The organism is Scandinavium sp., from assembly GCF_051650185.1.
In the GTDB taxonomy this organism is placed as follows: Bacteria; Pseudomonadota; Gammaproteobacteria; order Enterobacterales; family Enterobacteriaceae; genus Scandinavium.
Genome location: NZ_JBOFIN010000133.1, coordinates 16990 through 30820 on the forward strand (window position 1 = coordinate 16990; position 13831 = coordinate 30820).

The following is a 13831-nucleotide window of genomic DNA, read 5'->3' on the forward strand; positions in this document are numbered from 1 at the left end:
GTTCATCATGAAAGCCGGCATTCATCCGCACTACCGTACCGTGGTGTTTCACGACACCAGTGCTAACGAGTACTTCAAAGTGGGCTCGACCATCAGGACGGACAGAGAGATTGAGCTGGAAGGCGAAACGTATCCGTACATCACGCTGGAAGTGTCGTCTAAATCGCACCCGTTCTATACCGGGAAACAGAAAACCTTCTCCAGCGAAGGCAGCACGGCGCGCTTCCGCCAGCGTTTTGCTGGTTTCCTTAATGCGAAACGAGGCTAAACATGCAGGTGCTTAACTCTCTAAAAAGCGCGAAACAGCGCCATCCGGATTGCCAGATAGTCAAACGCAAAGGGCGGCTGTACGTCATTTGCAAAAGTAACCCCCGCTTTAAAGCTGTGCAGGGGCGTAAGAAAAGACGTTAACGTTTTGGCTGTCGCCAACTTTCCAGGGAACTTAACTGCTTGCCGTCGGGACCAAAATTCCCGGCGGCAAGCCATTTCTGCATTGCAGAATCGACTTCAGGCCACTCGCTATCAATGATCGAGAACCAGTCGGTATCCCGGTTATGTCCTTTAATCACCAGCGCCTGGCGAAAACGCCCCTCATACTGAAATCCCATACGCAACGCCGCGCGACGTGAGGGTTCGTTCAGGCTGTTGCATTTCCATTCATAGCGGCGATACCCCAGCGTTTCAAACGCGTAGCGCATGAGCAACCACTGGGCTTCGGTCGACATCGGCGTGCGGCTGAGTAAAGGCGAAAAATGCACATGTCCCACTTCGATGACGCCATTTTTACTGTCGATACGCATCAGCGCCAGACTGCCCACAGGCTGCCCTGTGTTTTTGTCGATAACCGCAAAGTGAATCGGATCCTGTAGTGCAGCAACGCTTGCCACCCACGCCTGATAGCTCTCAACGTTTGTATCTGGTTCGCGCAGTAACCATGTCCAGCTACGCGTATCTTCTGCCAGTTGATAAGCTGAGAACAGCGCTGATGCATGGTGTTCAGCCAGCGGTTCCAGCCTGCACAAACGGCCCTCAAGGGTGACTCGTTGTGGATGTGGTCGTGGTTGCCAGTCCGGAAGGGCATCGCCCACCGGCTGACCAAACTTATTATTCTGACTCATACTCACTCCTTTTATGAACGCACTCCCGCAGAATAGAGATAAGATGGTTCTCTAAAAAGAACCATCAATACGTATTCTGGTGGTACCACGAGGGGAGGCGATGAACATTCCGCAGGACGCTTTCTACACGTTGCTGGCAAAAACGTTGCAGCAACGAGGTGATGAAACGCTGGCTCGCGCACTCTATCTCGGGCTGCGAGAAGCCATTTTGCAGGGGCACCTGCAGGCGGAAAGCCGTTTGCCTGGGTCGAGAACCATCGCGCAGCAGCTGCTTCTTTCGCGCAACACTATCAATGCCGCGCTGGACCAACTGGCGACAGAGGGGTATCTGCTGCGTGACCGGCAGGGTTCGCGAGTTGCTATTCTGCCTAAATCTTCTGTGAGCCAATCAACCGTGATGCCGGATCTGCGTCTGCCGTCCAGGCTGGCACAACTGCCACCGGGCACCCGTCGTGATTCCCCTGCTTTTATGTTCACGCCCGGCACGCCAGCGGTGAACTATTTTCCGCTGCCGCTGTGGCGGCGCCTGCTGGATCGTGTGTTGAGGGAAGAGGGCAGCACGCTGCTGGGTTACGGTGAATCGGCAGGCGAATGGCCGCTGCGCACAGCGATTGCCCGCCATCTGGCGCTGTCGAGGGGCATTCATTGCGATGCAAGCCAGGTCATCATCACTGAAGGTGCGCTGGAAGGGCTAAATTTATGCACTCAATTGCTCAGTGAAAGCGGGCAGTTAGCCTGGCATGAAGATCCCGGTTACTTTGGCGCGCGTAGTGCTTTTGTGTCCTGTGGGCTGCAGGTGAAAGGGATTAGCGTGGACGAAGAGGGCATGAACTTTAGCGCGCAAACCACGCAGGCTCCACGGCTTATTTTCACTTCACCTTCTCATCAATTCCCCTTAGGGAGCGTGATGAGTGCTTCAAGGCGTCTGGCGCTGTTGGATTTCGCGCGCAGCAGTGGCGCATGGATCATCGAGGATGATTACGACAGTGAGTTCCGTTACAGCGGTGAACCGATCCCCGCCATGCTGGGGATGCATCCTCAGGCGCCTGTGGTGTATTTAGGCACATTTAGTAAGACGCTTTTCCCGTCGTTACGAATGGGATTTGTGGTGATGCCGGAAGCACTGGCGAAAGCGGTACAGCCAACCATCCATTCGCTGCTGCGCGGCGGTCACAGAACGGAACAGCGGGCGCTGGCACATTTCATTGAAGAAGGTCACTACGCGCGCCATCTTGCCTCGATGCGAAGGCTTTACCGCAAGCGACAGGGGCAGTTGCGTGAAGCGATTGCGCTGGAGCTGGAGATGCCGCATACGGTTTCCGGTGGTGAAGGGGGGATGCACTTGACCGTACAAATTGAAGGTATTGATGATGGCAACATTGCCGATCTTGCCCGGCAATATCAAATGGCACCTGCCGCACTGAGTCGTTATTACCTCGATGCTTCCAGTGGGAAAACAGGCTTTGTATTGGGGTATGGCAATACGTCCGCATCCCAGTTCATCTCTGGTATGCGGACGCTGAATAAGCTTATTGCGCAGTCTCGGCGCGGGCGAGGGTGAAGATATCGTAGAACGACAGTTCGCCCTTGGAGGCCATCATTTTCTGAAGTTGGCTTTTCTGCGGCTCGGCCACACGCGGAGAATGCAAAATGTTCTCGATGAGTTCATCTGGCACAAAGCGGGTGTTGTACCACTCACCGTTATAGCAGACGCGAAAATCCAGAACGTCGATATCTTCGTAGCGGTAACGCGGGGCGACGTCGAAAAAGAAAAAGCCGTTGAGGACAATAAACAACACCACCAGTAACCACAGGGAATCCGCCAGCGTTTCTGAACGATGCATGACTACCCAGGTCGCCAGAAAGCCGAGGTACATCGCCAGGAACAGCCCAGGGAAACGGCGAATAAAGCTGATGCTGAAGCGCGGACGATTATCGCGCTTCTCGGCGCTGTTTAATTCTTCGATGGTGTTGGTAAGCAGTCGCTGGATTTCGGCCATCTGCGCCCTCTGTTATGCCTGAATCGGGTGATGTCCTATTTTATGTTGCCGTGATTCAGGCGAAAAGTAACAGTTTGGTTGCAGAAAAGCATAACAGTCAGTCGAGCATTTTAATGATTTGCGCCGGATTGCCACCAACCACGGCATTCGCTGGCACATCTTTCACCACGATAGCGCCGGAAGCGATCACCGCATTATCACCAATCGTGACGCCAGGATTGATAACCGCTCGCCCGCCGATCCACACATTGTGGCCAATCGTCACGGGTTTGCCGAATTCCGCTCCGCCTGTGCGTTCCTGCGCATCGAGAGGATGAGTGGCGGTGTAGATATGCACGCCGGGCGCAAGCATGCAGTTGTCGCCGATACGAATCGGACAGACGTCGAGCATGATGCAGTCAAAGTTGGCGTAGAAGTTACGGCCGAGGAAAATGTTGTAGCCGTAGTCACAGCGGAAAGTCGGTTCAATATAAGCGTCATGCTCATACCTCAGCAAGTCACTGAGCAGATCGTGACGTAACGCTTTCTCTTCTGGCGAGGAATGGTTATAGCGATGCAGAATGTCTCTTGCCCGCAAACGGTCGGCCCGGAGGGTGACATCACCCGGACGATACAGCTCTCCGGCGATCATTTTGCGTTTTTCTTCACTCATGTGATTCTCCTGTTAGCGAGAGAGTCACAGTATAAGGTCTGTCACAATCAGGGAACGTTCCCTGTCTTGCCGTGTGACGCTTGTCACATTGCGCTCCACTCTCCCGAGTGAGGCAGACAAAGCCGTGGCTTTTTTAGTTGCCTGGGAAAATTAACGTATAAACTTCCACACGGAAGAGGGGATTTTATCGTACAGCTTATTCATAGTCAGTTCGGCCAGACGATGATCTGCTGCTGAGTAAAAAACAGCCAGTTCATTATCGGAGAGTTCATATTTATTTTTTTCAATAACACGTTCCAACGTATCAATAGTCTGACAACGTCGCAGACGCATCAAATAATCGGTTTTGGTTAAAGGTTTATCTGACATCACGTTACCTTTTTGATTGTAATAATTTTAACAAGAATGACTTACAGGATTCGCCCGGCTGACGTTGATGAAGCAGCGAAAAAGTCTGTTACCTGATTTACGCCATTTCTGCAGATCGTCTGCATTAATGCCGTAGTTACTGAACAACATAAAGGTATCGTCCAGATATTCATCAATTTGTGCGATCAATTTATTGTCTTCGTCATACTTAATTTTGTAATTAAGTGCGAATGTGGCTATATGCTCGATCAGTTCATTAAGTTGAAGATTAAGCGCTGACGTCGGGTCATTGACCCAGCCAGCTCGGTTTTCTTCAAGGTTAACCAGACAATCATGATACAGGGTTTCGCAGAGAAATTTAAGCTGCGCAATATCATGTCTTTTTGGCGAGTATTCGTCCATAACGCATCCCCTTATGATAAACCAACAAACACCGTGTGGGATGGATACAACAGTCTGACCCGGAACATACGCTTCTAACCTGATGCTCTAACTATAATCCACTCTGAAAAAGATTTCACCGCGCTATTACGAAAAATTACAATTAGCGTTATTTCGGCCATTCAGTCTGCGTAAAGCTTAAGCATTTCTAATAGCTGAAATTTTAGGTTTCGCTCGCTAAATATGCTGCGGGATGCTTAGTTTTCATTAGCTTATGTTTATATCGGGCTAATGAAAGAGGGTGAAAATTCTTAGTGAGTGGGAAAACTAAGAGTATTCTTAAGTAGATTAAGATAAAAATCAACGCTATCGCTTATTGCTACGGAAAAATTGTCAGAATATTAGGATTATATCCCTGATGTTTGTTGTGGAGATATAAACAGAGATGCAATAAGTCCGATTTTAGTGGGAATGGAGAGATTAAAAAGGGCCGCGATTGCGGCCCTTTGTCGTTATGGTTTAGCCAAATTAATGGCGTTCAACCGGGTGGCTATGTTCCAGATCTTCGTTCTTTTTACTGAAACGACGACGAACAACCACAAAGAACACCGGCACGAAGAAGATAGCCAGCACCGTCGCGGTGACCATCCCGCCCATTACGCCTGTACCGACGGCGTTCTGTGCACCGGAGCCTGCACCGGAGCTGATAACCAGCGGTGTTACCCCGAGGATGAACGCCAGAGACGTCATCAGGATTGGACGCAGACGCATACGGACCGCTTCCAGCGTCGATTCAATCAGGCCTTTGCCTTCTTTATCCATCAGATCTTTGGCGAATTCCACGATAAGTATCGCGTTCTTCGCCGACAAGCCAATGGTTGTCAGCAGGCCTACTTGGAAGTACACGTCGTTGGTCAGGCCACGGAAGGTGGCTGCCAGAAGTGCACCGATAACCCCGAGCGGAACGACCAGCATAACCGAGAACGGAATCGACCAGCTCTCATACAATGCCGCCAGACACAGGAACACGACAATCAGTGAAATCGCGTACAGGGCAGGGGCCTGGTTACCGGACAAACGTTCCTGATAAGACATGCCCGTCCAGTCGTAGCCCACGCCGGTCGGCAGTTTGCCAGCCAGTTGCTCCATCAACAGCATGGCTTCACCGGTACTCTTACCTGGTGTTGCCTGACCGAGGATTTCCATCGATGGCAGACCGTTGTAACGTTCCAGACGCGGTGAACCGTATTCCCAACGTGAAGTGGAGAAGGCGGAGAACGGAACCATCTGACCATTGCTGCCGCGAACATACCAGTTACCAATGTCATTTGGCAGCATGCGGTATGGCGCTTCGGACATCACGTACACTTTCTTCACGCGACCACGGTCGATGAAGTCGTTGACGTAGCTGCCACCCCAGGCTGCGCCCAGCGTGGTGTTGATGTCGCTAATGGACACACCCAGTGCCTGCGCTTTTTCCTGGTCAACGTCAATTTTAAACTGCGGTGTATCTTCCAGGCCGTTTGGACGAACCTGCGTCAGCACATCCGGATGTTTGGCGATTTCACCAAACAGCTGGTTACGCGCCTGAGTCAGTTTTTCGTGGCCCAAACCGGCCTGGTCAATCAGCTGGAAGTCAAAGCCGGTTGCGGTACCCAGTTCGACGATAGCCGGCAGGTTAAAGGCGAACACCATCGCATCTTTAATCTGCGAGAAGTAGCCCATCGCACGGCCGGTAATCGCGCCGACTTTGTTCTCTTCCCCTGGACGCTCGCTCCAGTCTTTCAGAGAAACGAACGCGATACCGGTGTTCTGACCACGACCCGCGAAGCCGAAGCCGTTAACCGCAAACACCGATTCAACGTTGTCTTTCTCTTTGGTGAGATAGTAATTCGTCATCTCATCCAGGACTTTCTGCGTACGCTCCTGAGTCGCACCCGCTGGCAACTGCGCCATTGACAGGAATACGCCCTGGTCTTCGTCCGGCAGGAACGAGCTTGGCAGACGCACGAACAGGTAAGCCATGCCAACCACGATGATGATGTAGAGCAGCAGATAACGACCGGTGCTGCGCAGAATGTTGCCTACGCTGTCGGTGTAATGGTGCGTGCTCTTATCGAACATGCGGTTAAACCAACCGAAGAAGCCTTTATGTTCACCATGGCCGCCTTTCTGAATTGGCTTGAGCATGGTGGCACACAGGGCTGGCGTCAGGATCAATGCCACCAGAACCGACAGCGCCATCGCTGAAACGATAGTGATCGAGAACTGGCGATAAATCGCACCGGTTGACCCGCCGAAGAACGCCATCGGGATGAATACTGCCGAGAGCACCATCGCAATACCGACCAGCGCGCCTTGAATCTGACCCATCGATTTACGGGTCGCTTCTTTCGGCGGCAGGCCTTCTTCCGCCATCACACGCTCGACGTTTTCGACCACCACGATGGCGTCATCCACCAGCAAGCCGATGGCGAGCACCATCCCGAACATCGTCAGGGTGTTTATCGAATAACCGAAGATGGCCAGTATCGCAAACGTCCCGAGCAGTACCACCGGTACCGCAATGGTTGGGATCAGCGTCGCACGGAAGTTCTGCAGGAACAGATACATCACGAGGAACACGAGGATGATCGCTTCCACCAGCGTTTTCACCACTTCGTGAATGGAGATTTTCACGAACGGCGTGGTGTCGTACGGATAAACAATCTTCAGACCTGATGGGAAGAAGGGCTCCATACGTTTCAGTTCAGCGCGAATCGCATCAGCGGTGTTCAGTGCGTTAGCACCGGTCGCCAGTTTGATCCCCAGACCAGAAGCTGGCTGGCCGTTGAACTTCGCGATAATGTCGTAGTTTTCACCGCCGAGCTCAATTTTCGCCACATCACGCAGACGAACCTGCGAGCCATCCTGATTCACTTTCAGCAGAATTTTGCCGAACTCTTCAGTGGAGGTCAGACGGGTCTGAGCGATGATCGAGGCGTTCAGTTGCTGGCCTTTCACCGGCGGCGTACCGCCTAACTGACCGGCTGCAACCTGGGCGTTCTGTGCTTTGATGGCGGTAATCACGTCAACCGGAGTCAACTGGAAGTTGTTCAGTTTGTTTGGGTCCATCCAGATACGCATGGCGTACTGAGAACCAAACAGCTGAACGTCACCCACGCCGGAAGTACGGCTGATAGGATCCTTCATGTTAGCCGCAACGTAGTCGGAGATATCGTCCTGCGTCATGGTGCCGTTGGTGTTAATGACACCGACAACCATCAGGAAGCTGCTGGACGATTTCTCAACGCTCACACCCTGCTGCTGAACTTCCTGCGGCAGAAGCGGCATGGCCAGCTGCAGTTTGTTCTGCACCTGAACCTGGGCGATGTCAGCATCGGTACCCGATTCAAAGGTCAGGGTGATCTGGACTGTACCGGTTGAGTCACTGTTTGAGGACATGTACATCAGGTTATCGATACCGTTCATGTTCTGTTCGATAACCTGCGTGACGGTGTCCTGCACCGTTTTCGCATCAGCGCCAGGGTAGACTGCGGAGATCGTCACTGCCGGTGGCGCAATCGTAGGATATTGCGCGATCGGCAATTTGAGGATCGCAAGCCCCCCTGCCAGCATGATAATAATGGCGATCACCCACGCGAAAATGGGGCGATCGATAAAGAAATTAGGCATGTCTTAACGTCTCCTGTTTAAGTTAAGACTTGGTTTGTTCTGACTGCGCGCCGCCCGCGGCCTGCTGTTTATTGTCAGAATTCACTTCCTGCGCTTTGACCTGGGCGCCCGGTCTGACTTTCTGTAAACCGGTAATGACGACGCGATCGCCTGGCTTCAGACCGTCGGTCACCAGCCATTTGTCACCAATTGCCTGAGTGGCGGTAATCTGGCGAACTTCAACTTTGTCACCTTCACCCACAACCATCGCACTCGCATCACCACGCGGTGTACGAGTGACGCCTTGCTGAGGAACCAGCAGAGCGTTAGGGTTGGTCCCTTCTTCCAGTTTCGCCCGCACGAACATCCCCGGCAGCAGGGTATGGTCTGGGTTCGGGAAGACGGCGCGCAGGGTGATTGAGCCGGTGGTCTGGTCAACGGTCACATCAGAGAATTCCAGGCTACCGCTTTGCGAATATTTGATACCGTCCTGCGTGACGAGATCGACTTTCGCTTTGCCATCAACCTTTTTCAGTGAGCCGCTTGCCAGCTCCTGCTTCAGACGCAGGAAATCGTTGCTGGACTGGGTCACGTCGACGTAAATCGGGTCGAGCTGCTGTACGGTTGCCAGCGCATCGGCCTGACCGTTTTGCACCAGCGCACCTTCCGTAACGGAAGATTTGCCGATACGGCCACCAATTGGCGATGTCACTTTGGTATAAGCCAGGTTAATACGTGCCGTTTCAACGGCGGCTTTCGCAGCCACGACGGCAGCGTTTGCCTGCAAGGAATCAGACAGCGCGGTGTCATAATCCTGACGGCTGATGTACTGAGTTCCCAACAGTTTCTGGTAACGGCTTGCGGTCAGCTGAGCCACTTTCGCGGCGGCTTCGGCTTTGGCTAAGTCGCCTTTGGCGCTGTCGTAGGAGGCTTGATAGGTTGCTGGATCAATCTGATAAAGAGACTCACCGGCTTTAATTTCACCGCCTTCCGTAAAGTTACGTTTCAGGATAATCCCGCTCACCTGAGGACGAACTTCTGCGATACGGAAAGCACTGGTGCGGCCAGGTAATTCAGTTGTGATTTGGAGAGGTTCGGTTTTGAGCGTCACCACGCCAACTTCTGGCGTCTGGGCCGCGCCCTGTTGAGCCTGTTTATCGTCACATCCTGTAAGCGCTAAGCTGCCTGAAAGCATCAGAACGACCGCCAGAGGCGTTAACCCTCTGTTTTTGTTCATATGTAAACCTCGAGTGTCCGATTTCAAATTGATCAATGGATCAAATGTCCACAAACCCATTGCTGCTTTATATTATGGTCGTGCTATGGTACATACATTCATAAATGTATGTAAATCTAACCTCTGTAAATTCACGAACCTATGGCACGAAAAACCAAACAACAAGCGCTGGAAACACGGCAACACATTCTCGATGTTGCCCTGCGTTTGTTTTCTCAACAGGGGGTATCATCCACCTCGTTGGCCGAGATTGCAAAAGCGGCTGGTGTCACCCGTGGTGCAATATACTGGCATTTCAAAAACAAATCAGATCTCTTCAGCGAAATCTGGCAGCTCTCGGAGCTTAGCATCAGCTCATTAGAAACAGAGTATCAGGCAAAATTCCCCGGCGATCCACTCTCAGTTCTTAGGGAGATTCTAGCCTATATTCTTGAAGCGACAGTGACAGAAGAGCGCCGCCGCCTGCTGATGGAAATAATCTTCCATAAATGTGAATTTGTTGGCGAAATGGCTGTTGTACAACAGGTTCAACGCAATCTTTACCTTGAGAGCTATGACCGCATTGAGCAGGCGCTAACGGAGTGCATGAACGTTGGGCAACTGCCAGCAGATTTATTGACCCGACGGGCGGCGATTCTGATGCGTAGCTATGTCTCCGGGATTGTTGAAAACTGGCTTTTTTCGCCGGATTCTTTCAACCTGAAAAACGAAGCCCGTGCTTACGTGGAAGTGTTGATCGAGATGTACCAGTTCTGCCCAACGCTGCGGGCGGGTTGCGCGAAGTAAGGCGCGAATGAGTCCGAGAATTTTCCTGGTGAGACCTGCTATTCGGTTCCCGGCAGAAATGCTATTCTTCGGCGGCACTTGTCCCCGGTTTTTCCGGTCCTGAACTCATTCGTGTCGACACTATGCTGCACAACATTTTCTGGCGGAAGCCACTCTCCGCATTCATTATTGTTTTGGTCTTTTTCTTTGGCGCCACGGGCATTAGCCAGGCACGTGCGCAGAACAGCAGCGATCTTCCCGATCGCGCAGATGTTCAAAAACAACTGACCACGCTGACCAAGAAAAAAGATCTCACCCCTCAGGATAAACTCGTTGAGCAGGATCTGTCGGATACCCTGCAACTGCTCGATAAAATCGATCGGGTGAAAGACGAGACCAACCAGCTCAAGCAGCAAATTGACCAGGCACCGGTAAAAATGCGTCAGGCGACAGACAGCCTGACTGCCTTAAGCGACGCCGATAACGACGAAGAAACCCGCAAAACGTTGAATCAGCTTTCCGTTCGCCAGTTAGAAGCGCGAATTACCGACCTGCTTGACCAGCTACAAACCGCGCAAAACGATCTCGCCACGTTTAACAGCCAGCTTGTTTCCCTGCAAACTCAGCCAGAGCGCGTTCAGAATGCGATGTATAACGCTTCGCAGCAGCTACAGCAGATTCGCAACCGTCTGAACGGCACGACGGTAGGCGAAGATGCGCTGCGTCCCACTCAGCAAAATATGCTGCTGGTGCAGCAAGCCTTGCTGAATGCAGAGCTCGATCAGCAGCGTAAAAGCCTTTCCGGCAATACCACGTTGCAGGATGCGCTGCAAAAGCAGCGCGACTATGTGACGGCAAATGCCAACCGGCTGCAACATCAGCTTCAGCTCTTGCAGGAAGCGGTAAACAGCAAGCGCCTGACGCTGACAGAAAAAACGGCGCAGGAAGCGGTTTCTCCGGATGATGCTGCCCGCATTCAGGCCAACCCGCTGGTGAAACAGGAGCTTGATATTAATCATCAGCTCAGCGAGCGCCTGATCAAAGCGACTGAAACGGGCAACCAGCTGGTTCAGCAAAATATTCGCGTGAAAAACTGGCTCGACAGGGCGCTGCAGTCCGAACGCAATATCAAAGAACAAATTTCCATGCTCAAAGGCAGCCTGCTGCTGTCGCGTATTCTGTATCAGGAACAGCAAACGCTGCCTTCCGCTGATGAGCTGGAAGACATGACCAACCGCATCGCGGATTTGCGTCTGGAGCAGTTTGAAGTCAACCAGCAGCGTGACGCATTGTTCCAGAGCGATGATTACGTGTCGAAGCTGGAAGAAGGGCATACCGGCGAAGTGAACGACGAAGTGACCGATGCGTTAACGCAGGTTGTGGATATGCGTCGTGAACTGCTGGACCAGATGAACAAACAGCTGGGCAATCAGCTGATGATGGCCATCAACCTGCAGGTTAACCAGCAGCAGTTGATGAGCGTCTCGAAAAGCCTGCGCTCCATTCTGACCCAGCAAATTTTCTGGGTGAACAGCAACAAGCCGATGGACTGGGACTGGATCAAATCCTTCCCGTCAGCGCTGAAAGACCAGTTCAGCAAAATGAAGCTGACCGTTAACTGGCAGAAAGCCTGGCCTGCGGTGTTCGTCGCTTTCCTCGCCGGATTGCCGCTGTTGTTGATCGCCGGGCTGATTCGCTGGCGGCTGAAATGGCTGCGAAGCTATCAGGCAAAACTGGCTTCAGAAGTCGGCCAACTGCGTAACGACAGCCAGTTACATACGCCGAAAGCGATTCTTATCGACCTGATTCGCGCGCTGCCGGTGGTGATGCTCATTCTCGCTACAGGGTTAATTCTGCTGACCATGCAGCTGAACGTCAGCGATTTGCTGTGGGCATTCAGTAAAAAACTGGCGCTGTTCTGGCTGGTGTTTGGCGTGTGCTGGAAAGTGCTCGAGAAAAACGGCGTGGCGGTGACTCACTTCAACATGCCACCGCAATTGACCAGCCACTGGCGTCGGCAGATTGTGCGTATCAGCCTGGCGCTGTTACCGCTGCATTTCTGGTCCGTTGAGGCGGAGTTGTCTCCGCTGCATCTGATGGATGACGTGCTGGGCCAGTTTGCTATCTTCCTCAACCTGCTGCTGATAGCCGTGCTGATCATGCCAATGTGCCGCGACGCCTGGCGTGATAAAGAGTCGCACAGTCTGCGTTTGCTCACCATCACCGTCCTGGCGATTGTGCCTGTCGCGCTGCTGGTGCTGACGGCAACGGGGTACTTCTACACCACGCTGCGACTGGCGGGGCGCTGGATTGAAACCGTTTATCTGGTCATCCTGTGGAACCTGCTTTATCAAACCGTCCTGCGCGGCCTGAGCGTTGCAGCTCGCCGTATTGCTTATCGCCGTGCGCTGGCTCGCCGCCAGCATCTGGTGAAAGAGGGTGCAGAAGGGGCAGAGCCGCAGGAAGAGCCGACCATTGCGCTGGAAGACGTTAACCAGCAAACGCTGCGCATCACCATGCTGGTGATGGCGGCACTGTTCGGGTTGGCATTCTGGGCTATCTGGTCAGATTTAATCACCGTCTTCGCTTATCTCGACAGCATCACTCTGTGGCACTACAACGCGACCGAGGCCGGTTCTGAGGTTATCCGTAACGTCACGCTGGGCAGCATTCTGTTCGCACTGATTGCGTTGGTCGTGACCTGGGCACTGATCCGCAACCTTCCGGGGCTGCTGGAAGTGCTGGTGCTCTCTCGCCTGAATATGCGTCAGGGGGCGTCCTACGCCATTACCACGATCCTGAACTATGTTCTTATCGCCGTTGGCGCGATGACCATTTTCGGCTCGCTTGGGGTGTCCTGGGATAAACTGCAGTGGCTTGCAGCCGCGCTGTCGGTCGGTCTTGGTTTTGGGCTTGGTGAGATTTTCGGTAACTTTGTTTCGGGTCTGATTATTCTGTTCGAACGCCCGGTGCGCATCGGCGATACGGTCACGATCGGCACGTTCTCAGGGTCGGTAAGCAAAATCCGTATTCGTGCCACGACAATCACCGACTTCGACCGCAAAGAAGTGATCATCCCGAACAAAGCGTTCGTGACCGAGCGTCTGATCAACTGGTCGTTGAGCGATACGATCACCCGTGTGGTTATCCGCCTTGGTGTGGCTTACGGATCGGATCTCGACAAGGTGAAAGAGGTTCTGCTGAAAGCCGCCAACGAACATCCAAAAGTGATGCATGAGCCGGAGCCCTCTGTCTTCTTCACCACCTTTGGCCCAAGCACGCTCGATCACGAGCTGCGTCTCTACGTGCGCGAGCTGCGGGATCGCAGCTACACCGTCGATGAACTGAACCGCACTATTGACCGCATGTGCCGCGAAAACGGCATCAACATCGCCTTTAATCAGCTTGAAGTGCATCTGCGCAACGGGAAGGGTGATGAAGTGACGGAAGTGAAGCGTGAGGTAAAAGGGGACGATCCGACGCCTTCTCAGGCATAGCACCCGTTTTTCCCCCTCTCCCTAACCCTCTCCCCTGTACGGTCCGGAGACATGGTAGACAGGTGTTCGGGGACATGGTGAACACTATTTAACATCCTTTACCCATGGTTATCGACCTTTTCTTCAGGTCGATAACCCCCACTTTCGTGCTGTACCAC

General features: G+C 52.8%; 12 protein-coding genes. 5 read left to right on the forward strand and 7 right to left on the reverse strand.

Translation table 11 applies throughout. The features are described from left to right. The first annotated feature begins 7 nt into the window (after nt 1-7). Together ACRCWW_RS18065 and ykgO are read left to right on the forward strand one after the other, a co-directional pair. Nucleotides 8-268 (forward strand): type B 50S ribosomal protein L31, encoded by a 261-nt coding sequence (locus ACRCWW_RS18065; protein WP_438683622.1) that lies wholly within the window; start codon nt 8-10, stop codon nt 266-268. A gap of 2 nt (nt 269-270) precedes the next feature. Continuing rightward, complete coding sequence (gene ykgO, locus ACRCWW_RS18070; RefSeq protein WP_049847774.1) at nt 271-411, forward strand: type B 50S ribosomal protein L36; 141 nt, start codon at nt 271-273, stop codon at nt 409-411. Here the strand turns inward: ykgO and ACRCWW_RS18075 are convergent. Then, nucleotides 408-1118, reverse strand: coding sequence for a GNAT family N-acetyltransferase (locus ACRCWW_RS18075; RefSeq protein ID WP_438683623.1), 711 nt, complete (start codon nt 1116-1118; stop codon nt 408-410). The genes ykgO and ACRCWW_RS18075 overlap by 4 nt on opposite strands. Nucleotides 1119-1218: 100 nt before the next feature. Here ACRCWW_RS18075 and ACRCWW_RS18080 point away from each other — a divergent pair, with 100 nt between their 5' ends. Beyond that, a complete protein-coding gene (locus tag ACRCWW_RS18080; RefSeq protein WP_438683624.1) occupies nt 1219-2679 on the forward strand; it encodes a PLP-dependent aminotransferase family protein in 1461 nt (486 codons plus the stop codon). On the opposite strand, the gene ACRCWW_RS18085 is transcribed toward ACRCWW_RS18080, so the two are convergent. The 6 genes from ACRCWW_RS18085 to acrA form a co-directional block, all read right to left on the reverse strand. Then, entirely contained in the window at nt 2648-3118 is a 471-nt protein-coding gene (locus ACRCWW_RS18085; RefSeq protein ID WP_438683625.1) for a YlaC family protein, read from the reverse strand. The genes ACRCWW_RS18080 and ACRCWW_RS18085 overlap by 32 nt on opposite strands. Before the next feature lie 97 nt (nt 3119-3215). Beyond that, entirely contained in the window at nt 3216-3770 is a 555-nt protein-coding gene (gene maa, locus ACRCWW_RS18090; RefSeq protein WP_438683626.1) for a maltose O-acetyltransferase, read from the reverse strand. 150 nt (nt 3771-3920) lie between these two features. Next, entirely contained in the window at nt 3921-4139 is a 219-nt protein-coding gene (locus ACRCWW_RS18095; protein ID WP_001280991.1) for an HHA domain-containing protein, read from the reverse strand. Nucleotides 4140-4166: 27 nt separating this feature from the next. Beyond that, entirely contained in the window at nt 4167-4541 is a 375-nt protein-coding gene (gene tomB, locus ACRCWW_RS18100) for an Hha toxicity modulator TomB (RefSeq protein WP_438683627.1), read from the reverse strand. Between the two features lie 507 nt (nt 4542-5048). Next, a complete protein-coding gene (gene acrB / locus ACRCWW_RS18105; RefSeq protein WP_438683628.1) occupies nt 5049-8195 on the reverse strand; it encodes a multidrug efflux RND transporter permease subunit AcrB in 3147 nt (1048 codons plus the stop codon). Nucleotides 8196-8217: 22 nt separating this feature from the next. Next, nucleotides 8218-9411, reverse strand: coding sequence for a multidrug efflux RND transporter periplasmic adaptor subunit AcrA (gene acrA / locus ACRCWW_RS18110; RefSeq protein WP_438683629.1), 1194 nt, complete (start codon nt 9409-9411; stop codon nt 8218-8220). A 141-nt stretch (nt 9412-9552) separates the two neighbouring features. Between acrA and acrR the strand changes: the two genes are divergently transcribed. Beyond that, complete coding sequence (gene acrR / locus ACRCWW_RS18115; RefSeq protein ID WP_438683630.1) at nt 9553-10197, forward strand: multidrug efflux transporter transcriptional repressor AcrR; 645 nt, start codon at nt 9553-9555, stop codon at nt 10195-10197. 122 nt (nt 10198-10319) lie between these two features. Next, entirely contained in the window at nt 10320-13673 is a 3354-nt protein-coding gene (gene mscK / locus ACRCWW_RS18120) for a mechanosensitive channel MscK (protein WP_438683631.1), read from the forward strand. Nucleotides 13674-13831 lie beyond the last annotated feature (158 nt).